This is a genomic window from Enhydrobacter sp., from assembly GCA_025808875.1.
Lineage (GTDB): Bacteria > Pseudomonadota > Alphaproteobacteria > Reyranellales > Reyranellaceae > Reyranella.
Genome location: CP075528.1, coordinates 3435715 through 3461767 on the forward strand (window position 1 = coordinate 3435715; position 26053 = coordinate 3461767).

Annotated in this window: 30 protein-coding genes and 1 pseudogene; 15 read left to right on the forward strand and 16 right to left on the reverse strand. The window is 67.8% G+C overall.

Going from position 1 to position 26053, the window contains the following annotated elements; all coding sequences use genetic code 11:
• The first annotated feature begins 62 nt into the window (after positions 1–62).
• The 7 genes and pseudogenes from KIT25_17050 (at position 63) to KIT25_17080 (ending at position 2937) form a co-directional block, all read left to right on the forward strand.
• Entirely contained in the window at positions 63–491 is a 429-nt protein-coding gene (locus KIT25_17050; protein ID UYN93749.1) for a hypothetical protein, read from the forward strand.
• Positions 491–799, forward strand: a complete 309-nt coding sequence (locus tag KIT25_17055) for a hypothetical protein (GenBank protein UYN93750.1) — start codon at positions 491–493, stop codon at positions 797–799. The genes KIT25_17050 and KIT25_17055 overlap by 1 nt, the downstream gene beginning before the upstream one ends.
• Before the next feature lie 76 nt (positions 800–875).
• A complete protein-coding gene (locus KIT25_17060) occupies positions 876–1259 on the forward strand; it encodes a hypothetical protein (GenBank protein UYN93751.1) in 384 nt (127 codons plus the stop codon).
• 38 nt (positions 1260–1297) lie between these two features.
• The gene (locus KIT25_17065) at positions 1298–1582 is read left to right on the forward strand and encodes a hypothetical protein (GenBank protein UYN93752.1); all 285 of its coding nucleotides are present in this window, start codon (positions 1298–1300) and stop codon (positions 1580–1582) included.
• A gap of 84 nt (positions 1583–1666) precedes the next feature.
• The gene (locus KIT25_17070; GenBank protein UYN93753.1) at positions 1667–2131 is read left to right on the forward strand and encodes a hypothetical protein; all 465 of its coding nucleotides are present in this window, start codon (positions 1667–1669) and stop codon (positions 2129–2131) included.
• Complete coding sequence (locus KIT25_17075) at positions 2128–2739, forward strand: hypothetical protein (GenBank protein ID UYN93754.1); 612 nt, start codon at positions 2128–2130, stop codon at positions 2737–2739. Before KIT25_17070 ends, KIT25_17075 begins: the two co-directional genes overlap by 4 nt.
• 21 nt (positions 2740–2760) lie before the next feature.
• Positions 2761–2937, forward strand: a pseudogene (locus KIT25_17080) (calcium-binding protein).
• 283 nt (positions 2938–3220) lie between these two features.
• Here KIT25_17080 and KIT25_17085 read toward each other — a convergent pair.
• The 4 genes from KIT25_17085 to KIT25_17100 all read right to left on the reverse strand — a co-directional run bounded on the left by KIT25_17085 (position 3221) and on the right by KIT25_17100 (position 6346).
• Complete coding sequence (locus KIT25_17085) at positions 3221–3946, reverse strand: ParB/RepB/Spo0J family partition protein (protein ID UYN93755.1); 726 nt, start codon at positions 3944–3946, stop codon at positions 3221–3223.
• A gap of 668 nt (positions 3947–4614) precedes the next feature.
• Positions 4615–5133 carry a hypothetical protein gene (locus KIT25_17090; GenBank protein ID UYN93756.1) on the reverse strand — a complete coding sequence of 173 codons (519 nt, stop codon included), beginning with the start codon at positions 5131–5133 and terminating at the stop codon, positions 4615–4617.
• A 323-nt stretch (positions 5134–5456) separates the two neighbouring features.
• The gene (locus KIT25_17095; GenBank protein UYN93757.1) at positions 5457–5906 is read right to left on the reverse strand and encodes a hypothetical protein; all 450 of its coding nucleotides are present in this window, start codon (positions 5904–5906) and stop codon (positions 5457–5459) included.
• On the reverse strand, positions 5903–6346 hold the full coding sequence (locus tag KIT25_17100) for a hypothetical protein (GenBank protein UYN93758.1): 444 nt from the start codon (positions 6344–6346) through the stop codon (positions 5903–5905). Before KIT25_17100 ends, KIT25_17095 begins: the two co-directional genes overlap by 4 nt.
• A 239-nt stretch (positions 6347–6585) precedes the next feature.
• Between KIT25_17100 and KIT25_17105 the strand changes: the two genes are divergently transcribed.
• On the forward strand, positions 6586–7350 hold the full coding sequence (locus KIT25_17105) for a terminase family protein (GenBank protein ID UYN93759.1): 765 nt from the start codon (positions 6586–6588) through the stop codon (positions 7348–7350).
• Between the two features lie 254 nt (positions 7351–7604).
• The gene (locus KIT25_17110; protein ID UYN93760.1) at positions 7605–10232 is read left to right on the forward strand and encodes a PAS domain S-box protein; all 2628 of its coding nucleotides are present in this window, start codon (positions 7605–7607) and stop codon (positions 10230–10232) included.
• Here the strand turns inward: KIT25_17110 and KIT25_17115 are convergent.
• From KIT25_17115 to KIT25_17130, 4 genes are read right to left on the reverse strand one after another with little or no spacing between them, the layout of a single operon-like run.
• Entirely contained in the window at positions 10229–10387 is a 159-nt protein-coding gene (locus KIT25_17115) for a hypothetical protein (GenBank protein UYN93761.1), read from the reverse strand. The two genes, KIT25_17110 and KIT25_17115, sit on opposite strands and share 4 nt — an antisense overlap.
• A gap of 20 nt (positions 10388–10407) precedes the next feature.
• Positions 10408–11181, reverse strand: a complete 774-nt coding sequence (locus KIT25_17120; protein ID UYN93762.1) for an alpha/beta fold hydrolase — start codon at positions 11179–11181, stop codon at positions 10408–10410.
• Between the two features lie 3 nt (positions 11182–11184).
• On the reverse strand, positions 11185–12153 hold the full coding sequence (locus tag KIT25_17125; protein UYN93763.1) for a tripartite tricarboxylate transporter substrate binding protein: 969 nt from the start codon (positions 12151–12153) through the stop codon (positions 11185–11187).
• A 42-nt stretch (positions 12154–12195) separates the two neighbouring features.
• On the reverse strand, positions 12196–12522 hold the full coding sequence (locus KIT25_17130) for an NIPSNAP family protein (protein ID UYN93764.1): 327 nt from the start codon (positions 12520–12522) through the stop codon (positions 12196–12198).
• 229 nt (positions 12523–12751) lie between these two features.
• Here KIT25_17130 and KIT25_17135 point away from each other — a divergent pair, with 229 nt between their 5' ends.
• Positions 12752–14170: an amidase gene (locus tag KIT25_17135; protein ID UYN93765.1), complete on the forward strand. Its 1419-nt coding sequence runs from the start codon at positions 12752–12754 to the stop codon at positions 14168–14170.
• 3 nt (positions 14171–14173) lie between these two features.
• Here the strand turns inward: KIT25_17135 and KIT25_17140 are convergent, their stop codons facing one another.
• Together KIT25_17140 and KIT25_17145 are read right to left on the reverse strand one after the other, a co-directional pair.
• A complete protein-coding gene (locus KIT25_17140; GenBank protein UYN97968.1) occupies positions 14174–14611 on the reverse strand; it encodes a nucleoside deaminase in 438 nt (145 codons plus the stop codon).
• 49 nt (positions 14612–14660) lie between these two features.
• Positions 14661–15560: an SDR family NAD(P)-dependent oxidoreductase gene (locus KIT25_17145; protein ID UYN93766.1), complete on the reverse strand. Its 900-nt coding sequence runs from the start codon at positions 15558–15560 to the stop codon at positions 14661–14663.
• Positions 15561–15635: 75 nt separating this feature from the next.
• Here KIT25_17145 and KIT25_17150 point away from each other — a divergent pair, with 75 nt between their 5' ends.
• The 3 genes from KIT25_17150 (at position 15636) to KIT25_17160 (ending at position 19253) form a co-directional block, all read left to right on the forward strand.
• Positions 15636–16865 carry a beta-lactamase family protein gene (locus tag KIT25_17150; protein ID UYN93767.1) on the forward strand — a complete coding sequence of 410 codons (1230 nt, stop codon included), beginning with the start codon at positions 15636–15638 and terminating at the stop codon, positions 16863–16865.
• Between the two features lie 2 nt (positions 16866–16867).
• Positions 16868–17743 carry a TauD/TfdA family dioxygenase gene (locus KIT25_17155; protein ID UYN93768.1) on the forward strand — a complete coding sequence of 292 codons (876 nt, stop codon included), beginning with the start codon at positions 16868–16870 and terminating at the stop codon, positions 17741–17743.
• A 157-nt stretch (positions 17744–17900) separates the two neighbouring features.
• Positions 17901–19253, forward strand: a complete 1353-nt coding sequence (locus KIT25_17160) for an MFS transporter (GenBank protein ID UYN93769.1) — start codon at positions 17901–17903, stop codon at positions 19251–19253.
• A gap of 139 nt (positions 19254–19392) precedes the next feature.
• Here the strand turns inward: KIT25_17160 and KIT25_17165 are convergent, their stop codons facing one another.
• On the reverse strand, positions 19393–20340 hold the full coding sequence (locus KIT25_17165; protein ID UYN93770.1) for a GlxA family transcriptional regulator: 948 nt from the start codon (positions 20338–20340) through the stop codon (positions 19393–19395).
• 79 nt (positions 20341–20419) lie between these two features.
• On the opposite strand from KIT25_17165, the gene KIT25_17170 reads away from it, so the two are divergent.
• Positions 20420–21106, forward strand: coding sequence for a DJ-1/PfpI family protein (locus tag KIT25_17170; GenBank protein ID UYN93771.1), 687 nt, complete (start codon positions 20420–20422; stop codon positions 21104–21106).
• On the opposite strand, the gene KIT25_17175 is transcribed toward KIT25_17170, so the two are convergent.
• From KIT25_17175 to KIT25_17195, 5 genes are all read right to left on the reverse strand, one after another.
• A complete protein-coding gene (locus KIT25_17175) occupies positions 21103–21567 on the reverse strand; it encodes a DUF1772 domain-containing protein (protein ID UYN93772.1) in 465 nt (154 codons plus the stop codon). The genes KIT25_17170 and KIT25_17175 overlap by 4 nt on opposite strands.
• A gap of 5 nt (positions 21568–21572) precedes the next feature.
• Entirely contained in the window at positions 21573–22742 is a 1170-nt protein-coding gene (locus KIT25_17180; protein UYN93773.1) for an acyl-CoA dehydrogenase family protein, read from the reverse strand.
• Positions 22743–22751: 9 nt separating this feature from the next.
• Complete coding sequence (locus tag KIT25_17185) at positions 22752–23774, reverse strand: ABC transporter substrate-binding protein (protein UYN93774.1); 1023 nt, start codon at positions 23772–23774, stop codon at positions 22752–22754.
• Between the two features lies 1 nt (position 23775).
• Positions 23776–24564 (reverse strand): YdcF family protein, encoded by a 789-nt coding sequence (locus KIT25_17190; GenBank protein ID UYN93775.1) that lies wholly within the window; start codon positions 24562–24564, stop codon positions 23776–23778.
• Between the two features lie 99 nt (positions 24565–24663).
• Positions 24664–24960, reverse strand: coding sequence for an HU family DNA-binding protein (locus KIT25_17195; GenBank protein UYN93776.1), 297 nt, complete (start codon positions 24958–24960; stop codon positions 24664–24666).
• Positions 24961–25146: 186 nt separating this feature from the next.
• On the opposite strand from KIT25_17195, the gene KIT25_17200 reads away from it, so the two are divergent.
• Positions 25147–26049: an acyl-ACP thioesterase gene (locus tag KIT25_17200; protein UYN93777.1), complete on the forward strand. Its 903-nt coding sequence runs from the start codon at positions 25147–25149 to the stop codon at positions 26047–26049.
• Positions 26050–26053: the final 4 nt, after the last annotated feature.

A 26053-nucleotide genomic window follows, 5' to 3' on the forward strand; every position in this document is an offset into this window, starting at 1 on the left:
AATCTGGGGGCGATCACGTCTCTATCGAACAACGATCGTCGCAATTGAGTATCTCAAGTTTGATGCAGAAGATGGTGAAAACCCTGCCGAACGCCAACCGGGTGCTGTCGGCACTCCGGAAGATGTTCAACATGGCGGCGGTCTGGGACATGCGCCCAGACGGATCGAACCCCTGCCGCCATATCCCAAGGTTTCCCGAACGAGGAAAGACCCGCCTGATTACCGATGCGGAGTTGAAGCGGCCGTACGCCTACTTGAACAAGGCGGAAGACCACGGCCCGCAGCATCCATTCATCCTCCTTGCCATCCGGCTACAGTTCGAGTTTGCGGCTCGGAGGTCGGAGATCCTCAAGCTCGAATGGGCCTGGGTCGATCTAGACTGTGATTCGGCGTGCACTCCCATCGTCCCTGCGCTCGCAGCCCGTCCTGGGCGGACGCCGAGTACGCCGCGCGCCTGCTCGAATGGCGGCCCGAGCTGGATCGCCTCCTGATGCCGATCGTCATGGCCGAGCTCGACGGCGGGCGATTCGAGTTCCTGCCTTATGTGGCCCTCCGATCCGGCAGGCTCGCACGGGTCGCGGCCGTGCCATTGCACTGCGTGGCACCCATGACAAAAGCGCCTGCCATGGTGGCGCCACGCCGCACGCGGAGCTGGGTCGCAGCCGCTGCTGCGGCTGCGGCAACGGTCAGCGCTGCTGCCGGGCTGTTCTTCGCCAGCCATGGCGATCTGCCCGCCGTGCGCACCAGGTCTCCTGTGTCGGAAGAGACCCCGATTCTCTTCGAAGCAGGGCCACCCTGACTCTTCAATCTTGCACTCGACCGCAGCGCTCCGCAGCAGGGTTAGGCAGTCATCGACTGACCCCTCGGAGACTGACATGAACATCAAGCGCAGCTCCAACATCGTCCTCATCGCCGCCGGCTTTGCCACCTTCTTCGGCCTGCGCGCCATGATGTCCGGAGGGCTGGAGGGGCACGTGGTGCCGCCGGTGATGGCGGCCGTCGTCGCGGTCGGCATCGGCATGCTGTGGCACTTCATCCTGCATTTTGTGCCGCACCTCTCGTCAACGGGACGGCGCATCGCCGGCCTGGCTGCGGCTGCCGCGGCGCTGGAGGAGACGGCGCGCGAGCAGGCCGAACGTGCATCAGCGCAGCAGCGACTCGCCGCCGAAGCGATCGACGGCGCCTCGCAGCCCCGCGCACAACAGCCCGCCGCTACGTCCAACGAGCCGCGTCACCCCCGGCTGGTGCCGGGCGAGTAGAGGCGAGGCGTGCCCAGCAACTGCCTCGCGAGACCGCCATGCATCACGATTGCCTGCGCGCCCACCGCGCCGTGCGGCGGCTCCTGGCGCGCGACATGCGCCGCCGAGGGCTCAGCCTGCGCGGCGCCGCGCGCATAGGCGGCATGGCCATCGGCACGCTCGCCTCGGTGCTCGACGGCCCTCGGCTGAGCGACCCCGACCGGCGTCCCAAGCGCGGCGCCAATCTCGGGACGATCATGCACCTCAGGTGCCTGCCGTGGATCGGCGCGCTGTCGGCGGCGACACTCGACCGGCTGATCGCGGCGCGGGCGAGGAAGATGTGAGCGCGAGCACTGCAACGTTGCAAGCCCCGGACCGGCGTCGGACGGCGCGTAGGTTGCGGCATCGATCACGGAAGCGAGCACGCGATGTCGAGAACTCTCCGCACCATCGTCACCACGGCAAGATCGTCGCTGGCGGGCGTCGCGCTCGCGGCGTGCTCGGGCGTGGAGCCCGCGAGCGCCTACATGACCTGCGATCAGGCGCATCGCCAGGTCGCCGTCTACATGGCGCGCGTGAAGGCGTTCGCCGATGCCGAGGCCTATCGCAACATCCCGATGCGCTGCGGGCCGGACTGGCGCTGCGGCAACTGGTGGATCGGCCGGCTGAACTTCTGGTACGGCCAGCAGGTGCAGCGCGCACGGGCGCTCCACGCCGAGATCGAGCGGCAGTGCAACGCCATCGTGTTGCAGCCGGCGCCGGCCCCTGCACCGGTGCCGCAACCGCTACCACAGCGCCAGCCGCTGCCGCGGCCCAGCGATCCGCCGCCGGCCGCGCCCGGGCGCACCGTCGCCATCGAGATTCCCACGACACCGGAGGGGTACCGCCCATGACCAAGACCATCAGCCGCCGCGCCTGCCTGCGCTGCACCGGAGCCGCCGCCGTTCTCCTCGGCAACGCCTGCGCCGGCCACGCCGTGCCGCACGGGCCGTTCTGCCGCTACTCGCTGCGAGAGGGCTGGAGTCATTCGCCGGCCAGCGGCTACACGCTCCTGCGCGTGGCCGGCCCCGACGATCCCTCGGGCGTGCCGCAGGCGACGCGGCGCATCGTGCGGGCGCTGTCATTTGCCGACTCCTTCGAGATCCGGATCACCGAAGGCCAGGACAACGCCTCGACCACGATCGAGAACGGGCGGCGGATCATGACCATCGACGTGGGCTTCCTGCAGAACGTCAACCGCTGGGCCTCGACCAAGTGGGCGGCGATCCAGGTGCTGGCGCACGAGGTCGGCCATCATCTGGGGCGGTGGGACGACCCGCACCAGTCGGAACTGGACGCCGACTACTGGAGCGGCCGCGCGCTCGGCGCGCTGGGCGCCGCCCGCCCCGCGGCGAGCGCATCGATCCTGGCCATCGGCACGGAGTTCGACACGCGCTCGCATCCCAACAAGTTCGCGCGCGCCCGCGCGATCGAGCGCGGCTGGGACGATGCCGCCGGCTGAGCGGCGGATGCCCTTTCAGAACTGAACGTCTGCGGCACGGCAGCAAAGTCCGTGCAGAGGACCAGCGGCAACGATACCCTGGTGGGCGGCGCGGGAAACGACGATCTCCATGGCCAGGCCGGCAACGACGTGCTGATTGGCGGCCCAGGAGCCGACGTCCTGGACGGCGGAACCGGCGCGGACTATGCGAGCTATGTCGCGGCGAGCGCGGGCGTCACTGCATCGCTTGCCAATCCGGCGGTCAACACCGGCGAGGCCGCCGGCGACAGCTATATCTCCATCGAACGCCTGGCGGGCTCGGCCCTTGCCGACGTCCTGATCGGAGACTCCGGCAACAACACGTTGCGGGGCAACGGCGGCGCAGATGTGCTGAATGGCGGCGCGGGCTTCGACTATGCTTCGTATTTCGCTTCGCCCACGGGCGTGTACGTGTCGCTGGCCGTCCCTTCCACCAACACGGGCGAAGCGGCCGGCGACACGTTCATCTCGCTGCCTCATAAGCATCGAGTCCCACGAACCGCGCCCGACGGTCCGTGGCGCGTACGGCACTCTCGGTGAGCTGGCGGCGGATGAAGTAGGGCTCCTTGTCATAGGACTGCTGCAATGCCTCCCACACCTGCTCCTGCCGGGCGTGGTCGGTGGTGACCGTGAAGGCCATCAGCTGCTCCAGGGTCATGCCGTCCTCGGCATAGATCCCCAGCAGCTTCTCGGAGACAGATGCCAGGCGCAGCCGCTGCTTCACCACGGCGGGGGCGACGAAGAAGCGGGCGGCGATCTCCTCTTCGCCGGCACCCTGGTCGCGCAGCGTCTTGAAGGCGCGGAACTGGTCCAGCGGATGCAGGGCGACACGCTGGACATTCTCGGCCAGCGAATCCTCCTCCGCCGAGACCTCGACCGCCGGATCGCGCACGATGCAGGGGATCGGCGCCGTCTTCGAAAGGCGGTTCTGGTTCACCAAGCGCTCGAGTGCCCGGTACCGGCGGCCGCCGGCCGGGATCTCGAACATGCCGGTGTCGGCGCCCTCGGTATCGAGGACTGGCCGGACGTTGAGGCTCTGCAGCAGCCCACGACGGGCAATGTCCTCAGCCAGGTCCTCAATCGAGACGCCGGCCTTCAGACGCCGCACGTTCGACTGACTGAGCACCAGCTTGTTGAAAGGGATGTCGCGCGAGGCGCTGAGGGTGATCTTCTGAACGGCCTTTGCCATGGGAAACACTCCGCGACGGACGGCCGGGAGACTTTCTTTCGACCTCCAATCCGTCATGGGATTTCCTGCGTCTCTCTCACTCTCTTCTTTCCTGCATGCGTGAACGTTCCTCGCAAAATTAAGCCGGTGCATCATCGAGACCAACGCTATCTAGATTCTCAGATCTTCACCCATGTAGGTCGCTGCTGACGGCTGATCCTTATCGTGGCCGGTGTCATCGGGCTTCCGTTGCCAATGGTCACTCGCACCAATTTTTTTAACGCTGCAACGCCGTTCGACCTACGACCAAGGGCGCGCCCCAATGGTCCCAGCTGAGAATGGTAAGCGGGAGCACCCAGGCTCATTGCGATGTATTGCGATTTGCGACGTCTTGCAGACGCGCAATGGATGCTAGGACTTCGTCGAATTCAGGCGGAGCGCCGAAGATCATGCCCTTCGTGTTTGCGTAATCTCGGTGAAGCTGTTCCGCCATCTCCCTCGTGGGCATGATGGTGAAGGAGCCTGGCTTGGCGGAGACGAGATCGAAGTCCGTTCGATCGAAGAACATGCGGGCATGGCTGACGCAATCACTTGCAAGGGCAACATCAGCAGCCAATTGGCGGTGGCCAGGAAGAGATCGAGGCGATCTCGAGGCGGGGCAGCAATCACCTCTCGATAAGCTTCAACGGTCACGTCTTGCCCTCGCCCTCTGCCTTTGTGGAGATGAGCGAGCGTAAGAAATCCTGCATCCAGATGGGAAGGGCGGAGAGTCCGTGATGAAGATCCTTTTGGATTTCCGGCCCATGGTCTGGATCGGCGAAAAGCTTGCGCAGCCGACGGGTCACTCGGTCACGCTCCTCTGGGCTCGCCAGCACATCTTGCAGCCAATGAAGGGCCTGAACTACGCGCATGGCGGGTCGGCCTGCCCAATAGAGGCGGCTTGGTGCTGCCGGCTTGAAGTGGATTTCCTGCGCGCCGAGCTTGATCGGCTTCAGGCGGGCATCAGTCAGGACCTCGATGCGCGCCGGCACGGCAGTCGTCAAACCAAGATCGTTGGCTGCGGTCATGCCGTCGATGACAAATCGGGCCTGGTCTCGGTGAGTCACGGCTCGGATCGAGTTGCAGTGCCCGCCGGGCAAGACCGGCAACCTCACCCTGGTCATGAGAAACCGTTCGGGCGAATCCGTGAGGATTCGAAACACCTTCATCGACGGTGTTCCCGAAGACTCCTCCTACGACTACGCACCAAAGGGAGAATCGTACCGAACCAGTGGTCGTTTCACCCCGCGTGGCGGCGGCAACGAATACGGCCAACATGCCGCTCTGATGGGAAATACGGTATTCGAGGAGGTTTGCGAGGGATCGGCGGAGAAACGTGAGCGGTATATGTCGATGCTGTCCGCAAACTCGCAATCGATACGCGACCGAAGCCAGCCCACGCCTCTCCGCTAGGGCCGGCGTCGACAACCCCGGTTGTGCAATTGGCCAGCAACAGGCCGCGTCGGGCATCCTCGCCGACGGCACGCCGGCTCTACCATCCGCTTCGCTCGAAGCGCGCCAGCGGATCGTCGTCGTCCGGATCGTCGCGATAGGGCGGCGGCGGTGGCGGCCGCGGGCCGTTCGGCGGCTTGTTGATGACGAGCATCCAATCGTTCCTCGGGTCCGAAGGGTCGAGAATCATCAGCGGCGGCTCGCGGGGCGTCCGCGCCGGGGCGGCAGCGGGAGCGGGAGGGGGAGCGGGCTGGGCGGCGGGTGGCTCCGGCACGGTGGCCGGCGTGACGGCCGTGGTCTGCGGGTCGATCTCCCCATCGCCCCGCTCCGCCGCCACCCGGTCGATCAGCTCGCGCACCCGCGCGCACGCCTCCGGGTCGGCGGTCGCGGCGAACTCCTCCAGCACCTCGGCCAGGTAGTCGCCGGTGCCGAGGCCGGGCTCGCGCGCCAGCTCCAGGCGGTCGAGACGGCGGCGCAGGGCTCGAATCATCGCTTCGTCGCCTTCTCCAGCGCCTTCCGGAGCCGCGCCTTCCGGGCATCGCTCGCCTCGATCTTGTCGATGCGCTCCTCGACGCCGACGAACTGGATCGTCTGGCGGATGGCCGCCAGGTTGGCCATCAGCTCCTGCGCCTCGCTGGTCCTGATGCACCGCCCGGCGAGCGCCCGCATCACCTCGTTCTGCGCGCTCAGAACGTCGGCCATGGTCCTGACCTCGCTGAAGTCGAACTCGACCTCCTCGCCGCGCGGGCGCGCATTCATGCCCTTCAGGGCGTCGAAGGCCCAGCGGCTCCGGCCTTCCAGCTCCTTGTCGAGGATCGCCGCCGCGAGCTGCGGCCAGTCGCTGCGCAGATGCTCCTTCATCAGGGTCGACCAGTTCCGGCTGCCCTTGATGCGGCCCTTGCCGTGCGTGTTGCCGATCTGAAAGGTCATGTCGTCCTCCGGTGGTTGATGAGGGCGCGACAATGAGCCGACGACGAGCCGGAATCGAATTTGGTTCACCGCCCGCGAAATTCTCGTGGAGATTCAAGGGAAGAATCCGACCCGGTGAACCAGATTGGGAATCCGCCGCGCACGCGGATAGCCTGCCCGGCATGGTCGACGATTTCCCTCTTCCCTCCGGGCGCTTCGCAAGCGCACCCGCTGTCAGATCCGTGTCTGATTCGTGTCAGATGACACGGGAGCTCATCGCGGAGCTTCGGCAGGCGCCGCCCGCTTCGCTCGCGCCAGCGCGCTCGATCCTCGCCGAGAAGGCCGGCGGTCCCGGCGGCACGTCGCGGCTCGCGTCGTTCTATCCCGACACGGGCCCGCTGCGGCGCGAGCTCTACGTCAAGCATCTCCGGTTCTTCCGCCTCGGCCGCACGGTCCGCGAGCGGATGATGCTGGCCGCCAACCGCATCGGCAAGACCGAGGGCATCGGCGGCTACGAGACGACGCTGCATCTCATCGGGCTTTATCCGCACTGGTGGGAAGGCCGCCGCTTCGACAAGCCGATCCGCGCCTGGGTCGCCGGCCGGACCTCGATCACCACGCGCGACATCGTGCAGGCCAAGCTGCTCGGCCGGCCGACCCTGCGCGGCGGACGCAAGACGTTCGACGGCTCGGGCCTGATCCCCGGCCACCTGATCGAGCGGGTGAGCTGGCGCCACGGCATCGCCGATTTCGCCGACACGGTGAGCGTGCGCCATGCCGGCGGCGGCACCTCGCTGCTGCAGTTCAAGTCCTACGAGCAGGGCCGCACCGCCTTCGAGGGCACCGAGCAGGACGTGATCTGGCTCGACGAGGAGCCCTCGCTCGCCGTCTACACCGAGTGCGTCGTGCGCACCATGACGACCGACGGCATCGTCTACGTCACCTTCACCCCGCTCCAGGGCATGAGCGAGGTCGTCATGCTGTTCCTCGACGCCCGCCCGGAGCTCCAGGTGGTGGAGGAATGAGTGACCTGCATCAACCCCTTCCTCCCCTTGGCGGGCTCCGCCAAGGGGAGGAAGGCTCTGAGCCGATGATCCGCGCTTCCGTCGACGCCACCTGGGACGACGCCCCGCATCCCGATCCACCACCGTCGCGAGACGTGCACCCTCCTATCGGAGTGGGAATTCGCATCGTACAATGCGCCAAACCGACGGTACCGGGGAGGCGGCTCCCCGGCGAGTCCCGCGGTCCAGGCGTCGCTGCCCAACATGGGTGTGGCATGGCGGACAAGCTATCGGTGCTGGCGAGCATCGCCTCCGACTGGTGGTGGGAGATGGACGCGAACCTGCGGTTCACCTTCTTCTCCGACCGTTTCGCCGAGGTCTTCGGCGTGTCCACGACGGCGCTGGTCGGCAAGCTGCGCACGGACGTGCCGCGCACCGACTACGAGGATCCGTCGTGGCGCCGCCATCTCGACGATCTCGACAACCGCCGGCCCTTCCGGGACTTCGAGACCAGCTTCGTCGACGCGCGCGGCCGGTCGCGCCCGGTCAAGATCAGCGGCATGCCGCTGTTCGGCGCCGACGGCACGTTCGAGGGCTATATCGGCGTCGGCCACGACCTGACCGAGCTGCGCGAACGCGAGCAGGAGGCCGTACTCGAGGCGCACAAGCTCGAGTCGATCCTGCAGAACATCGACCAGGGCGTCGTCCTGCTCGACAGGAACCTGCGGGTCGCCGCCTACAACCGCCGGCTCGTCGAATGGCTCGAGCTCGAGGGTGCCGGCTACGGGCGCGGCGCCTCCTACGTCGACATCGTGCGGCGGCTCGCCGAGCGCGGCGAGTTCGGCACGGAGGAGGTCGAGGCCGCCGTCGCCGCGCGCGTGGCGCTGGTGCGCGCGGGGCAGCGGTTCGAGGGCGAGCGGCGGCGGCGCGACGGGCGGATCCTCTCCGTCGTCTTCAATCCGCTGCCCGAGGGCGGCGGGGTCATGACCTACTCGGACGTCACCGAGGCGCGACGGCGCGAGGAGCGGCTGGCGCGCAGCGAGGAAAACTTCCGCTACCGCTTCCGCAACCTGCCCCTGCCGCAATGGGTCTACCACCGCGAGACGCTCCGGTTCCTCGAGGTCAACGACCCGGCGATCGCCAGGTACGGCTACAGCCACGACGAGTTCCTCGCCATGACGATCGAGGACATCCGTCCCCCGGAAGAGATCCCGAAGTTGCGCGAATGGCTGACGCCCGAGCGCCTGCCCCTCTTCCACACCACCGAATGGCGGCACCTCACCAGGGACGGCCGCACGCTGGAAGTCGAGGTCTATCTGCGCGACATCGACTTCGAGGGCGCGCCGGCGCGCATCGCGCTCATCATCGACGTCACCGCGAGGAAGGAGGCCGAGCGGCTGAGCCAGCGGCTGGTCGAGACGTCGCAGGACCTGATCTTCATCACCGACAGCTACGGCCGCTTCCTTCTCGTCGGCCCGAGCGTCGGTCGTCTCCTCGGCTGGACGCCGGAGGAGATGGTCGGCCGCAGCGGCGCCGACTTCAGCCATCCGGACGACCTCGAGGCGACGCGGGAGGTGATGCGCCGGTCGCGGCGCGGCCATCACGTCGCCAACTTCCGCGCCCGCTACCTGCACAAGGACGGCCGTGCGATCCCGTTCGTCTGGACGGGCGTGTGGTCGCACGCCGACCGTCGCCACTATTTCGTCGGCCGCGACGTCTCCGAGATCGACCGCACCGAGGCCCAGTTGCGGCAGGCGCAGAAGATGGAGGCGGTCGGCCAGCTCACCGGCGGCGTCGCGCACGACTTCAACAACATCCTCATGGTCATCCTGGCCAACGTCGAGGCGCTGCGCGAGCATCCGCGGCTGCCCGACGAACTCGGCGCGCAGATCGAGGGAATCGACCGCGCCGCCCAGCGCGCCGCCGACCTGACCCGTCAGCTCCTGGCGTTCTCGCGGCGCCAGGCGCTGCGGCCGCGCCGGACCGACGTCAACGCGCTGGTGGCCAGCACCGCCGGATTGATGCGCCGTGCGCTCGGCGAGGCGATCGAGATCGAGACCGACCTGACCGCCGGCATCTGGTCCATCGAGGTCGACCGCGGCCAGCTCCAGTCGGCGCTGGTCAACATCTGCATCAACGCCCGCGACGCCATGCCCGACGGCGGCAGGCTGCTGATCGAGACCCGCAACGTCGTGCTCGACCGCGATTATGCCCTGAACCACATGGATGCGGCCGAGGGCGAGCACGTCATGATCGCGCTGACCGACACCGGCACCGGCATCGCGCCGGAAATCCTCGACAAGGTCTTCGAGCCGTTCTTCACCACCAAGGACGTCGGCCAGGGGACCGGGCTCGGGCTGAGCATGGTCTACGGCTTCGTGCGCCAGTCGCATGGCCATGTCAGGATCTACAGCGAGCCTGGGCACGGCACCTCCATCCGGATCTACCTGCCGCGAAACAGCGGCCGCGAGGCGGCCGACGAAGTCGTCCAGCGGCCCGCCCTGCCGCGCGGCAGCGAGCGCGTCCTGGTCGTCGAGGACGACCCGCAGGTCCGCGAGACGGTGGCATCGCAGGTGCGTTCGCTCGGCTACGACGTCAGCGAGGCCTCCGACGGGGCGGCGGCGCTGGCCCTGCTCGACGCCGCCGACCGTCCGGTCGATCTCATGCTCACCGACGTCGTGATGCCGGGCCAGATGAACGGCCGCTCGCTGGCCGACGAAGTGGCGCGCCGCTGGCCCGGCACCCGCCTCGTCTTCATGTCGGGCTACACGGAGAGCGCCATCGTCCACCACGGGCGCCTCGACCCCGGCGTCGTGCTGCTGAGCAAGCCGTTCCGCCGCCAGGAGCTGGCCGAAACGCTGCGCCGGGTTCTCGACGAGCCCAGGCCGAGGGTCGGGGCCTAGCGTGGAACGTAGGGCGTGGGCGGAAGGCCGACATTGGCCTCGCCGCGATTGCCGGTGCGCGAGGCATAACGCCCGTCGGCGCCCGGCGCGTCCGCGCAGGCGGCAAGGCCGATCGTCGCCAGAACAGCCAGTACCAGGACGCCCGCCCTCGCCATCGTGCCTCCCTCCGCCGTCTCTATGTGCGAGCGTCGAGGAAACGGCGCAAGAGCGCCGCGCATTCACGATCGTGCGAGAACGGCAGGCCGTGCCGGGCGTGGCCGATCACGTGAAGCTCCGCGCGGGGCAGCAGGCGATGCAGCTCGGCCATCACCGGCACGGGGATGAAGGGACTCGCGTCGGGGTGCAGCAGGAGGACGGGGCAGGCGACGCCGCCGAGGCGCGGCGTGAGGTCGGCGCCCACGAGGACCGACAGCGCGTTGAGGATCGAGTGCGGCGGCCACGCCTCCTGCTGGGCGGCGAACCAGGCGCGGCGCTCCGGCGTGAGCGCGCCGTCATGGAAGCGGTCGCGCATGAACGTGTCGGACCACACCTTGACGCCCCGCTCGAGCTCGCTGCGCCAGGCCTTCACGCCCTGGATCGAGGCGCCGAGATGGGCGCCGTTGCTGACGGTGAGCGTGGCGACGCGACCGGGACGCGCCAGCGCCGCGGCGAGTGCGATCGTGCCGCCGATCGATTCGCCGACGAGATGGAAGCGCGCCAGGCCGGTGGCGTCGGCGACGGCGAACACGTCGTCGACCAGCTGCTCCATCGACCATCGCGCGTCGGGCGGCGGCACCGTCGAGCGGCCGCAGCCGCGCATGTCGAAGGTCACGATCCGGTGCGCATCGATCAGGGCCGGCAACCACCCCGCCCAGATGCCCGCGCTGCCGCCGATCCCGTGATGGAACAGGATCGGCAGCCGCTCGGATTGCCACGGCGCACGATGGTCGACGACCTCGTGATGCAGCATCGGTCAGTCGGCACGCATGCCGGCGGCCTGGATGACCTCCTGCCACTTCCTGCGATCGGCCGCGATGGTCGCCTTGAGCTGCTCGGGCGAGCCGATCACGGTGTCGATGCCGCTTTCGACGAAGCGCTTCTGCACCTCGGGCTTGGCGACGGCGGCGCGCAGGATCCGGTTCCACGCCCCGGTGAGGTCGGCCGACAGCCCGCGCGGCCCGAAGATGGCGAACCAGTTCACCACTTCGTAGCCCGGCACGAATGTCGACAGCAGCGGCAGGTCGGGGAACAGCGGCGACGGCCGCGGCGAGCCGAAGGCGATCGGGATCAGGTTCTTGCCGCCGATCTGGCCGAGGAACTCCGGCATGTTGCCGAACATGATGTCGCAGTTGCCGGCGACGATGTCCTGGATGGCGGGCGCGCCGCCGCGATAGGGCACGTGCAGCAGGTTGACGCCGGCGAGCTTCTTGAACAGCTCGCCCGCCAGGTGCTGCGACGTGCCGTTGCCCGCCGAGGCGTAGGAGATTCGGCCGGGGTTCTTCTTCGCTTCCTCGATCAGTTCGGGCACCGTGCGGAACTTCACGTGCTTGCCGAACACCAGCATGTTGTAGACGCCGGCGACGTTGGCGATCGGCGTCAGGTCGGTGTCGACGTTGATCGGCAGCTTCTGGCCGGGCATGACCGGCGAGACGCACATCGCCGCCATGGCGGCGAGACCGACCGTGCGGCCGTCGGGCGCGGCGTTGGCCACGGTCTCGTTAGCGATGAAGCCGCTCGCTCCCGACTTGGTCTCGACGATGACGTTGTGTCCCACCTCGGGCTTGGCCGCCTCGGCCAGGATGCGGCACAGCAAATCGGCCGTGCCGCCCGGCGGGAAGCCGCACAGGATCCGGGCATCGCCCGGGATCTTCTGCGCCCATGCCGGCAAAGCCGCCGTTGCGCCGAACGCGGCACCCACTCCAACGAAAGTCCTACGCTTCATGACTGATCCTTCCTCTACGCTACTGCGCACACACGCTTGCCCCTACTTCACCGACGAATAGGCCGTCGGCACCAGGAACTGGCTCGCCACATTGGCGACGATCGCGCCGTCCTTCTCGGTCTCGGCCCGCTTGGAGATCCATTCCGGATCGGCCTGGAAGGCGTTCCATTTCTTCTCGCGGTCGGCGAGCGACTCCCAGGCGAGCAGGTAGATGAGCTCCTGGTTGGATTCGCCGACCAGGGTCGTCCAGAAGCCGGCCTGCTTGATGCCGTGCTTCTCCCAAATCTTGAGAGTGATCGTTTCGAAGCGCTTCTGCAGCGCCGGCAGACGGCCCGGAATGCAGCGGTAGATGCGAAGTTCGTAGATCATCGTTTCCTCCTCCTGGTGGCTGAAGCGCAGCGTGGCGGCCGACGACCTTGGGATGTCGTGCCACTGCCCGGCTTCACTTCGACAATGTTTCCTCCGGTACAAGGAAAAGCTTAGCCTCCGCGGATGCGGCCGAACAGGCGCCCTCCCATCGCCCGGCGAAAGATGCGCCGGTTCGGGAGCACGAGGCTTCGTGTATGACTGGCGCTTTCGAGGAACCGGGCGATGGCACATGACTGACGAACTGATCTGGTCGACGGCCGAGCAGATCTCCCGGCGCTACCGGCGCAAGGAGCTGTCCCCGGTCGAGGTCACTGCCTTCTTCCTCGAACGTGCCCGGCGGCTGCAGCCGCATCTCAATGCGCTCGTCATCATGGACGCCGAGGCCGCGCAGACGGCGGCGCGCACGGCCGAGGAGCGCTGGCGCAAGGGTTCGCCGCTGTCGCCCCTCGACGGCGTGCCGACCACGATCAAGGACACCACCAACGTCGCAGGCTGGCCGACGCGCTACGGCAGCCACGCCACCGACGAAACACCGGCCGCCGAGGACGCGGCCGTCACGCGGCGCCTGCGCGAGGCGGGCATGGTATTCCTCGGCAAGAGTACGACGCCGGAATTCGGCTGGAAGGCGCTGACCGACTCGCCCTTGCAGGGCACGACGCGCAGCCCGTGGAACCTCGGGCATTCTCCGGGCGGCTCCTCGGGCGGCGCCTCCTCGCTCACCGCCGCGGGCGTGAACCCCTTCAATCACGGCAACGACGGCGGCGGCTCGGTGCGCATCCCGGCGGCCCACACCGGACTGGTCGGGCTGAAGCCTTCCTATGGTCGCATCCCGCAGCATCCGGCCGACGCTCCCTTCACCGACGTGATCAGCCAGGGCGTGCTGGCGCGTTCCGTGCTCGACACGGCGATCGCGCTCAACGCCATGGCCGGCCCGGATCCGCGCGACTTCCGCTCGTTGCCGGAGGATCCGCGCGACTACACGGTCGGCCTGGAGGACGGTGTGCGCGGCCTGCGCGTCGGGCTCAGTCTCGATCTCGGCCACGTAACGGCGGACGCTGAGGTGCGCCAGCTGGTGGCCGACGCGGCGCGGCGCTTCGAAGAGCTCGGTGCCCGCGTCGAGGAAGTCGGGCCGCTGTTCGACCCCTTGCAGCAGACGTTCGAGCCGATCTGGATCGGCGCCTTCGCCACGCGCCTCAGGCAGATACCGACGCAGCTCCACGGCAAGCTCGATCCGGGCTTCCGTGCCGTGGCCGAGAAGGGCCTGGCGATCACGCTGGCCGACTACGCGCGCGCCTACGAGGCGCGTTCCCGGCTCGCCCGCGAGAGGGCGCTATGGCACGAAACCTACGATCTGCTGCTGTCGCCGGTCACACCGACGGCGGCACCGACCGCCGACACGCTCTACAACACCGATGCCTTCCCGCGCTGGACCAAGGGCGCGCCCTACACCTACCCCTTCAACCTGACCGGCCAGCCCGCCGCCTCCATGCCGGCCGGCCTCACCACGGCCGGCCTGCCGGTCGGGCTGCAGATCGTGGGTCCGCCGCGTGCCGACTTCCTCGTGCTCAAGGCGATGCGCGCCTACGAGAGCACCAGCGGCTGGACGTGGCCCCAGGCGAAGGTCGTGGAGACGCTGGCGCGGCTCTGACAGTCAGACGCCGATATCCTCGTTCCACAGCCCGGGGCTGGCGGAGATGAAGCGGCGCATCAGGTCGATGCAGGTCTCGTCCTGCAGCACCGTGACCTCGACGCCGCGCGAGCGCAGCAGCTCCTCTTCGCCCATGAAGGTGCGGTTCTCGCCGACGATCACCCGGGGGATGCCATAGAGCAGGATGGCGCCGCTGCACATCGAGCACGGCGACAGGGTCGTGTAGATCGTCGCGCCGCGATAGACCGATGCCGGCTGCCGGCCGGCGTTCTCCAGCGCGTCCATCTCGCCGTGCAGGATGGCGCTGCCCTTCTGCACGCGCCTGTTGTGGCCGCGACCGACGATCCGGCCCCGGTGCACCAAGACCGAACCGATCGGAATGCCGCCTTCGGCGAGACCCTGCCGGGCCTCGTCGATGGCCGCCTCCATGAAGGCATCCATGGTCATCTCTCTTCATCTTCCTCCCCCGTCATACGGGGGAGGAAGATGATCAATCCAGATCCAGGCCGTTCATCCCGGCGTTCCTGCGTGCCTTCTTGGCGAGTTCACGCAGGATCTTGCCCGCCTGGTAGGGATCGAGGATGGGCTTGGCCTCCGGCCCCTTGTGCCAGCCCTCGGCGACGGCGAACTGGCCGTTGCCCGCCTGGAAGACGCGGCCGGTGACGTCCTTGCTGTCCTCGCTCACAAGCCAGGTGGCGACGGGCGCGATCCATTTCGGGCTGCGCGTTTCCTTGTCCTCGTCGGTGTAGACGCGCAGGTCCTCGGTCATGCGCGTGAAGGCGCTCGGCGAGATCGAATTCACAGTGATGCCGTAGCGGCCAAGCTCGCGGGCGGCGATGACGGTGAAGGCGGCGATGCCCGCCTTGGCGGCGCCGTAGTTGGTCTGGCCGATGTTGCCGTAGATGCCCGACACCGAGGTGGTGGTGACGATGCGGGCGTCGACCGTGCCGCCCGTCGCCTTGGCCTGGTCGCGCCAGTAGGCGGCGGCATGCCGGGCCGGCGCGAAGGTGCCCTTCAGATGCACCTTGATGACGGCGTCCCACTCGTCCTCACTCATGTTCACGAGCATGCGGTCGCGCAGGATGCCGGCGTTCAGGACGACTGCGTCGAGCTTGCCGAACGTCGCCACTGCCTGGTCGATCATGTGCTTGGCGCCGTTCCAGTCCGAGACGTCGTCGCCGTTGGCCACCGCCTCGCCGCCCCTGGCCTTGATCTCGTTGACCACCTGCTGGGCCGGGCCGACGTCGTGGCCCTTGCCGGCGCGGTCGCCGCCGAGGTCGTTCACCACCACCTTGGCGCCGTGCTCGGCCAGCATGAGGCAATGCTCGCGCCCCACGCCGCGGGCGCCGCCGGTGACGATCGCCACCCTGCCTTCGCACAATCTTGCCATTGCTCCCTCCCGTCTTTTGCGTGTCTGGACCCGGTCCCGTTGCGCTAGTCTAGCGGGGCAAAGAGGAGGATCGCCATGGACACCCTGCCGCTGGTCTCGCCCGAACAGGTCGGCCTTTCCGCAGCGCGGCTCGCGCGCGTGAGCAAATGGATGAAGGGCTGGGTCGACAGCGGGAAACTGCCCGGCGTGACGGTCGCCGTCATGCGGCGGGGCGAGCTCGCCTTCGCCGAGACCTACGGCAAGGCCGACGTCGAGCGCGGCAAGGCGCAGCGCGCCGACACGATCTTCCGCATCTACTCGATGACCAAGCCGCTCACCTCGACGGCGATCATGATGCTCTACGAGGAGGGCCGCTTTCAGCTCGACGATCCGATCTCGAAGTTCATCCCGGCATTCGCCAACCAGCGCGTCTTCACCGGCGGCAGCCGCGGCAAGATGGACCTCGTCCCGGCCGAGCGCGACGTCACGTTCCGCGACCTGCTCACGCATACCTCCGGCCTGACCTACGGCATGATGGAAGCCAACGCCGTCGACGCGCTCTATCGTCAGAAGGAAGGCGGCGTCGACTTCCAGACCTCGACCGCGACACTCAAGGAAGTCGTCGAGCGCGCCGCGAGTTTCCCGTTGATCGCCCAGCCCGGCAAGGCATGGAACTACAGCATCTCGACCGATGTGCTGGGCTATCTCGTCGAGGTGATCTCGGGCCAGCCGTTCGAGAAGTTCCTGCTCGAGAAAGTGATCAAGCCGCTCGGCATGGTCGACACGGATTTCCACGTGCCGAAGGAGAAGCATGATCGCCTGGCCGCCAACTATGGCGTCGGTCCCGGTGGCAGGCTCAACCTGATCGACGACCCGACCAAGAGCCGCTACCTCGCTCCGCGCACGGTGAACTCCGGCGGCGGCGGCCTGGTGTCGACAGCGTCGGACTATCTGCGCTTCTGCAAGTTCATGCTGAACAAGGGAGAGCTGGACGGCGTGCGCCTGCTCGGCCGCAAGACGGTCGAGCTCATGACGTCGAACCACCTCAAGGGCGACATGGGCGACATGGGCGCGCCGAAATTTTCCGAATCGACCTATCTCGGCATCGGCTTCGGGCTCGGCTTCTCGGTGATGCTCGATCCGGCCAAGGCGCAGATTCTGGGCTCGCCCGGCGAATACGCCTGGGGCGGCGCGGCGTCGACCGCCTTCTGGTGCGACCCGGCCGAGGACATGGCGGTCGTGCTGCTGACCCAGCTCATGCCCTCCTCGACCTACCCGATCCGCCGCGAACTGCGCGTGCTCACCTACCAGGCGGTCGTCGACTGACCATGAGGAACACCGGGCCGATCACCGTCCGCAAGCTGCATCCGCTGTTCGGCGCGGAGGTGTCGGGCATCGACATCACGCGACCGCTGTCGGCACGCGAGTTCGGACCGATCCGGGCGGCGTTCGAGGAGCACTCGGTGCTGCTCTTCCGCGACCAGCCAATGGACGACGACAAGCAGGTGCGGTTCAGCGAGCTGTTCGGCCCGCTCGAGACGACGTCGAGTTCGAACCCGGCGGCCGGCACCAAGTTCCAGCGCCAGTCCAATCTCGACATCATGACGGGCGAGCCGATCCCGCCCGACGACATGCGCATGATCTACCAGAAGGCCAACTACTTCTGGCATTCGGACTCGTCGTTCAAACGCATCCCGTCGCTGTGCTCGATCCTGACGGCGCGCATCTGTCCGCCCGAGGGCGGCAACACGGAGTTCCTCTCCATGCGCGCCGCCTGGAACGCGCTGCCGCCGGCGTTGCAGGCGACCATCCAGCCGCTGATCGCCGAGCACTCGCTGCAGTATTCGCGCGACCGCGTGCAGAAGGGGATCCTCAACGACAAGACGCTGAAGGAGCTGCCGCCGGTGAAACAGCGGCTCTTTCAGGACAATCCCGTCAACGGCCGGCGCGCGCTTTATGTCGGGGCCCATGCCGGCTTCATCGTCGACTGGCCGAAGGCGACCGGCGAGGCCCTGCTCTACGAATTGACGCAGCGCGCCGACCAGCCCGAGTTCCGGCTGTCGCACGCCTGGCGCGAAGGCGACGTCATCGTCTGGGACAACCGGGCCGTCCTGCACCGCGCCACCTACTACGACGCCGTCAGGTACAAGCGCTTCATGCAGCGCACCACCATCGGCGGCGACGCGCCGACGGTTGTTCAGTGAGGCAAACGAGCCTTCGCCTCCCCAGTCTACTGGGGAGGTGTTGCGGTAATCCGCGACGGAGGGGTCATAAGCGTCCGATAGGCGCTCATGACCCCTCCGTCGGCGTATGACGCCGACACCTCCCCCGAAGACGGGGGAGGGAGTCCCAACCGACGGAATGCCTCCCGGCCTGCCGCGCGTGCTCGCGGTGACGACGATCACCATCGGCCTCAGCATGTCGGTGCTGAGCAACTCGATGACGAACCTGGCGCTGCCTTACATCGCCGACGACCTTCGCATCTCCGCGGAAAGCTCGATCTGGATCGTCAATGCCAGCCAGATCGCCCTGATGGTGTTCCTGTTGCCGGTGGCGGCGCTGGCCGACATCGTCGGCTATCGCCACGTCTATCGCGCCGGCCTCGCGCTCTTCTGCCTCGCCTCGCTGGGCTGCGCACTGGCGCCCGATCTCGGCTGGCTGATCGCGGCGCGAACGCTGCAGGGCCTGGGCGGTTCGGCGATCATGGCGGTGCAGCCCGCGCTGGTTCGCTCGATCTATCCCCGCAACATGCTGGGGCGTGGGTTGGGTTTCAACACGACCGTGGTGGCGACGTCGCTCGCCGCCGGACCGAGCCTCGGCGCCGCATTGCTCTCCGTTGCCTCGTGGCCGATCCTGTTCGGCGCGTACATCCCGCTCGGCATCGTCTCCTTCATCCTGGCCGGGCGCTACCTGCCACACACCGCGCATGTCAGGCGGCCGTTCGACGTGATTTCCGCCGTGCTGTCGGGCAGCACCTTCGGGCTCCTCATCTTCGGCATCGACGGCATCGCCCACGGCCACGCCTGGTGGATCGTCGTCGTCGAGCTGTCCGCCGCGGCCGTGCTCGGCACCCTGTTCGTCCTGCGCCAGGAGACCCTCGCCGATCCCATGATGCCCATCGAGGTTTTTCGCCGGCCGATCTTCTCACTGTCGATCAGCGCCTCGAGCTGCACCTTCACCGCGCAAGGGCTCGCCTTCGTCTCGCTTCCGTTCTTCTTCCACACCGTGCTCGGCCGCGATGCAGCCGACACCGGCATCCTGCTGACTGCCTGGCCGCTGGCCCTGGCAGGCATCGCCCCCATCGCGGGACGCCTCGCCGATCGGCACCATGCGGGCCTGCTTGGCGCGATCGGCCTCACCGTCATGACGACAGGGCTTGTGCTGACGGCATTGCTTCCCACCGACCCGTCGACGCTCGACATCATGTGGCGGCTGGTCCTGTGCGGCGCGGGCTTCGGCATCTTTGCCTCGCCGAACAACCGCCTGATGATGAACGCGGTGCCGCGCGAGCGCAGCGGCAGCGCCGGCGGAATCATCGCCACCGCGCGCACGCTCGGCCAGACCATGGGCGCCGCCCTGGTCGCGGTGGTGTTCGGCCTGTTCGATTTCTCCGGCGGCGGTGCGGCCGATGCGGCGCGAGCGGCATTGTGGCTTGGCGCCTTCTTCGCCGCTATCGCGCTTGTGATTGGCAGCCTGCGGATTCGCCTGCGATAATGTATTCCATGTTGATGCGTACCCTGGCCCTGGTCGCGGCACTCACGGCGATGCTCGGCGCCTGCAATACCGGCACGACGACTCTCGAGGACATGCAGCGCAATCAGCGCATGGCGACCATGCGCGCCGCCTGACGCGCTCAGGCGTGCATCTCGCGGAACAGCGATGGCGACATGCCGAAGCGCCGTTCGAACGCGGCGCCGAGTCGTGCCGATGAATTCAGCCCGACCTTTCCGGCAATCGACTTGAGCGACAGGCCCCTGGCGATGAGCGTGCGCGCCGCCTCCAGCCGCAGGCTTTCGACAAAGTGGGCCGGTGTCTTGCCGGTGGCTTCGCTGAACCTGCGATAGAAGCTGCGCTCGCTCAGCCCGGCACGGGCTGCCAGAACCGGGACATCGAGCGGCCGGTCGAGGTTGTCCTGCATCCAGTCGATCAGGGTGGCGAACGGCGATGCCGCCTCGCTCTGCGCCATCAGCAGCGGGCTGAACTGCGACTGGTAGCCCGGTCGGCGCGCATAGAGCACGAAATGGCGCGCGATCAGGTTGGCGAGCGCGGCACCGTGGTCGGCCTCGACGACTGCCAACGCCATGTCGATGCCGGTGGTGACGCCGGCCGACGTCCAGACCTTGCCGTCGACGACGTAGAGCGATTGCGCGTCGACCTCGAGCGCGGGAAACCTGTCGGCCAACCTGCTGCAGCTCGCCCAGTGCGTGGCGACGCGCCTGCCGTCGAGCAGCCCGGCGGCCGCCAGCACGAAGGCACCGGTGCACACCGAACCGTAGCGCCTCGCCTTCGGCGCCACGCGACGCAGCCAGGCGAGCACGTCCTCGCGCCGCATCACCACCTTCAGGCCGCGCGAGCCTCCGGCGACCAGCAGCGTATCGGGCTGGCCGCCGATCCTGCGGCTGCTCAGGGCGACGCCGCAATTCGACGTCACGGCGCCGCCGTCGGGCGACAGGATCTGCACGTCGTAGAGGGGTTGCTGCCGGCCTTCGTTGGCCGCCCCGAACACGGCGGCCGGCCCCGTGACGTCGAGCAACTGGCAGCCTTCGTAGGCGAGGATGCGAACGCGGTGCGCACGGGTCATTGGCAGAAATTAGCATTTCTTTGTCATTCCTGCCAGACGCCGCCAAGGATAGCGTCGCCCGAACAACGGAGAGCCACGCATGTCCGACACGCTCCAGATCGGAATCCTGATCTATCCCGACGTCACCCAGCTCGATGCCACGGGTCCGGCGCAGTTCCTGGCGCGATTGCCGGGCGCCAAGCTGCACATGATCTGGAAGACGCGCGACCCGGTGCCGACCGACGCGGGCTTCTCGATCGTACCGACCACGACCTTCGCCGACTGCCCCAGGCTCGACGTGATCTGCGTGCCGGGCGGCTTCGGCCAGGTCGCCCTGATGACCGATCCCGAGACGCTCGCCTTCCTGCGCGAGCAAGGCGAGACCGCACGCTACGTGACGTCGGTCTGCACCGGATCGCTGGTCCTCGGCGCCGCCGGCCTGCTGAAGGGCTATCGTTCGGCCTGCCACTGGGCGTGGCGCGACCTTCTGACGGACTTCGGCGCGGTTCCGGTCGCCGAGCGGGTGGTGCGCGATCGCAACCGCATCTCGGGCGGGGGCGTGACGGCGGGCATCGATTTCGGCCTGACGCTGGCGGCGGAGCTCGCCGGCGAGGACGTCGCCAGGACGCTGCAGCTCAGCTTCGAGTACGATCCGCAGCCGCCGTTCGATTCGGGCTCGCCGGACAAGGCCGACCCGGCGCTGGTCAAGCGCATGCGCGAACGCCTGGCGCCGATGCTCGACATCCGTCGCAAGGCCAACCAGGAGGCGGCGGCGCGCCTGAGTTAGGTCAGCGAGATCAGCGCGGCGACGAACAGGCCGCTCGCGGCGATGCACGCCAGCGTGCGGACCGTGTTCCAGGCCGTCCAGACGCGCCTGTAGCGCGTCCACAGCTCGCCATCGTTCGGCGCGGCACCCAGCGCGTTGTTCAGCGGCACGTTGAAGACCATGGTCACGCCGATGCAGCCGACGAGATAGGTCAGGGCCGCCGCGAGCAGCCATCGGGCACCCGGCTCGGGCCACAGCATGATCGAGACGAAGAGCAAGGCGAGGCCGAGGAAGCCGGTCCCGAAGAAGACGACGAAGAAGAGCGGATTCAGGACGGTGACGTTGATCGCGTTCATGGCGGCGGCGCCCTGCGCCGGCGGCAATCGCCCGAGCGCCGCCATGACGAAGTTGGAAAAGGCGAAGAAGATGCCGCCGACCGTGCCGCTGCCGAGCGCGCCGGCGCAGGCGAGCCAGAACGCCACGTGGCCTACCGCCCGCCGAGCAGGCGGCGCGCGATCACCATGCGATGCACCTCGGACGGCCCTTCGTAGACCCGCATGGTGCGCACCTTCTGCGCCAGCCACGACAGCGGCAGCTCCTGGGTGACGCCCATGGCGCCGAAGGCCTGTTGCGCATGGTCGATGATCTCGGTCGCCATCTCGGTGGCGAATACCTTGATCATCGAGGCCTCCATGCGCACGTCGCGGCCCTCGTCCTGCTTGACGGCGGCGTCCATCACCATCAGCCGGCAGGCATGCAGCTTGGTCGCCGCGTCGGCCACCCACCATTGAATCGCCTGTCGATCGGCGAGCTTCTGACCGAACGTGACGCGCTGGTTGGCGTGCTCGACCAGCATGTCGAGCGCGCGTTGCGCCATGCCGATGCACCATGCCCCCATCTGCAGGCGGCGCACGGTGAGGCGCAGCTGCATCGGGGCGAAGCCCTGTCCGATCCGGCCCAGCACCTGGGTGTCGGGCACGCGGCAATCCTCGAACACCACCTCGTAGGTGCGCTGGCCGGCCAGCATCGGGATGGCGCGCGCCACGACCAGGCCCTTGGTGCCCTTGTCGACGAGGAACGCCGTGATGCCGCCGCGCGCCCCCTTCTCCGGATCGGTCACCGCCATGACGATGGTGAAGTCGGCCTTGGCGATGCGGCTGATCCAGATCTTGCGGCCGTTGATCACCCAGTCGTTGCCGTCCTTGACCGCTCGCGTCTTCATGCCGGCCGGATCGCCGCCGGCGCCCGGCTCGGAGATGGCGATGGCCGACGTCGTCTCGCCCGCCGCGTACGGCTCCAGGTACTTCCTGCGCTGCTCGGGGCTCGCCGTCGCCAGCAGCATGTGCAGGTTGGGCGAGTCCGGCGGAAACGTGAAGGGCACCGCGGTGTATCCCAGCTCCTCGTTGACGCCGACCAGCGCCGTCCATGGCAGGTTGGCGCCGCCCGCCTCCTCCGGTACGTCGAGCGCCCACAGGCCGAGCTCCTTGCACTGCTTGAAGAGCCGCCCGTTCTCCTCGTCGGAGAGCGCCGCGGGCTGGCCGGCGGCGAAGCGATCGAGGATGTTCTTTTCCAGCGGCATCAGCTCGTTGCGCACGAACTTCCTCACCAGGTCGCGCAGCATCCGATGCTCTTCGGTGACCTTGAACATCCCGTCCATGGTTTCCTCCTAGGGCCTGCCGACGCCCTTGTTCACGAAGCCGAGCGTATAGGCCCGCGTCACGTCCAGCCCACCCGGCAAGACGCCGACATCGACCATCGAGTCATAGAAGCCCTGCCAGCGCGCAGCGCTCATGGCGCCGATTCCGCCCGTCACGGCGTCGCCCGACATCACGATGCCCCGCTCGTTCAGCACCTTGATGGCATAGGCGATGCGATCGTCGGTCTGCTCGGGATTGTGCTTCTTGATGAGGGCATTGGCACCCTCGATCGCCGGTCCGCCCTTGAGGTATTGCGCCCAGCCCTCGAGCGAGGCGTCGACGAAGCGCTGGACGAGGTCCCTCTTCTCGGTCGCCAGCTTGCGCGAAATGGCGATGGTGGTCTGATAGGCGCTGAAGCCCGCGTCCGCGATCAGGAGCACCCTGGGTTCGCGGCCCAACGCCTGGGCGATCGAATAGGGCTCGGACGACAGGAAACCCTGCTGGACGGCGTTCTTGTCGGCGAGGAACGGCGCCATGTTGAAGTTGTAGGGCCGCACTTGCGAATCGGACAGGCCGAACTTCTTCCTGAGATACGGCCAGAACGTGACGCGGCTGCCGTTGGAGATCAGCAGCGTCTTGCCCTTCAGCTTGTCGAACGAGTCCACGTCCGACTCGGGATGGGCGATCATCACCTGCGGATCCTTCTGGAAGATCGAGGCGATGGTGAAGAAGGGCGCCTCCTCGCGCACGAAGGTGAAGGCCTCGAAGCTGTTCGACATGATCATATCGACGCGGCCGGCCAGCAGGAGCTGGCCGATGTTCAGGGCCGGTCCGCCCTGCCGCAGGTCGCACTCGATGCCGTAGCGCCGGTAGATGCCCGCCGCGATGGCCTGGTAGTAGCCGCCGTGCTCGGCCTGGGCCCGCCAGTCGGTGTGGAACGACAGCCTGTCGAGCGTCTGCGCGCGCGGCCGGCGGGCGAGCGGCACCAGCAGCGGCGCGCCCGCGGCCAGGCCGAGAACCGCGCGCCGGTCGAGGCGAAAGGCTGCACTCATCTCACGAAGGCCCTCCCGGACCGCGTCGATCGAAAGCCAATGCCATCAACTCCCACAACGCCACCGACGACGTGCTCAGCGCATTGACCGTCGGCAACCAATTCTCCCAGGACGGGCGGCTTTCCGCTCCGCCGATCCACGCCGTCGGGAATGCCGAAGCGTTCAGCCCGAGGCGGCGGGCGAGCCGCATCGCCCGCGGCATATGGTAGGCCGACGTCACGAGCGCCACCGGCTTGTCGCCCACCAGCCGGCGCACGTACAGGATGTTCTGGATGGTGTTGCGCGATTCGCCCTCCTCGACGACGGCGGAGGCAGGCACGCCGAGATCCACGAGGAAGATGCGCATCGCTTCCGCCTCGCTCATCGCCGGCGGGCCGCCTTCGGCGGGAAAGGCGCCGCCTGAGGCGATGATGCGCGGCGCTATTCCGGCGCGATACAGGCGCGCCGCCTCCCAGATGCGATCGGCGGAGTCCGTGAGCTGCGGGTAGGGCAGCTCCGGCGGCATCGCCGGGGCGATCGCGCCGCCGAGCAACACAATGGCATCGTAGCAGCACGGCTTGGCGGCGGCGGACTGGGCGCGCGCCTCTCGCTGCAGCGACTCCATCAGCACATCGCCGACCGCCGGAATTGACAGCAATAGTGTGTGGCCTACGGCGACGATCGCCGCCACCCAGGCAAGCCGGCGCCGACCGAACAGGGCGAGCAGCAGTGCAACCACCAGCCCGGCCGCCATGAACGCCGGCGGCAGCACGAGGTGGGCGAGGAACTTGAGAAGTACGAAGCTGTCCATGGACGCCGAACGGCTCCTATATCAGCGCATCGCCCCAGGCAAAAGAAGAGCGGGCTCGGTTCGCACCGGCCCGCCCGACTCTTCCGACTCCGACGTCGGTCAGATCGCTTCCTTGAGGTCCTTGGCGACGCGGAAGGCGACCTTCTTCGACGCCTTGATCTTGATCGCCTCGCCGGTCGCCGGATTGCGGCCCATGCGCGCCGGACGATTGCGGACCTGGAGGATGCCGAGGCCCGTGATGCGGACCTTGTTGCCCTTCTTCAGGTGACGGACGACCAGGCCGATGAACTCGTCGAGGGCGCCGGTTGCGTCCTTCTTGGTCATGCCGGTCTTCTCGGCCAGTTCGGCCGCGACCTTGCTCAGCGGGATGGTTGGAACGGAGGGTTTGGTAGCCATTGTGAGGGGTCCCTTGAATTTTTCGTTGCACCAGCGTCTTTCCTGACGCCCCAGGGTCGCGCTGGCGATCCCAAGGTTATCCACGAATTGCGCTCCCGCAAGAGCCGAAACGTCGAAAAATGTCGATTTCTGGGGCTTTTTCGGCCATTTGGAACGGCCATCCACAGGTTGCAGAGAGTGGTCCGCGTGCCCGAGCCCGAATTGATCCCGACCTACAGCACCGCCGTGAACACCTGGCAGTGCGACGAGAACGACCATCTGAACGTTCAATTCTACACCGAATTCGGGCACGAGGCGTCGGCCCATCTGCTGGCTGCGCTCGGCCTCGGCGCTCGCGCCCGCCACGCCGCCGGCCTCGCCGTGACGACCGCCAGCGACCATGTCCGCTACCTGCGCGAGTTCCGGGTGGTCGATCCGATCGAGGTGCGTTCCGCGCCGGTCGAGCTCGGCGAGCATCACCTGATGCTGTATCACGAGATCCGCAACGCCTCGGACGGCACCGTCGCCTCGACCGTCACCCGCCGTATCGAGTGCGACCGGCCGTGGCCCGCCGCCTTCCAGGCCCGTGCCGAGGCCGCCCTGCTGCCCCTGCCCGCGCAAGCCCGGCCGCGCAGCGTCGGCACCTTCGCCGTACCCGCGCTCACGCTCGACGCGGCGCGCGGCATCGGCCTGATCGAGATCGGCCGCAGCGTCGTCAAGCCGGCGGAGTGCGACGAGGCCGGCGCCTTCCTGCCGCGCCACCAGTTCGGCCGCTATTCCGACGGCGCGCCGCTGCTGTGGAACCATCTTGGCCTCGATCGCGCGGCGATGCAGGAACACCAGGAAGGATCGGTCGTGGTCGAGATGCTGAGCCACTACCGCGGCCCGCTGCGCGCCGGCGACCTCGCCGTGGTGATGAGCGGTCTCGCCGACTTCTCCGACAAGATACTGAAGTTCACGCATTTTCTTTTCGACGGGGAGAGTGGCACGCTGGCGGCGTGCGCCGAGGCGGTCGGCATGAAGTTCGACCAGAGGGTCCGCAAGATCATGGCCTTCACCGAAGCGGAACGTGTCCGACTCACGGCGCGCAAGCTGCGCCCGTTCGCATGAGGAT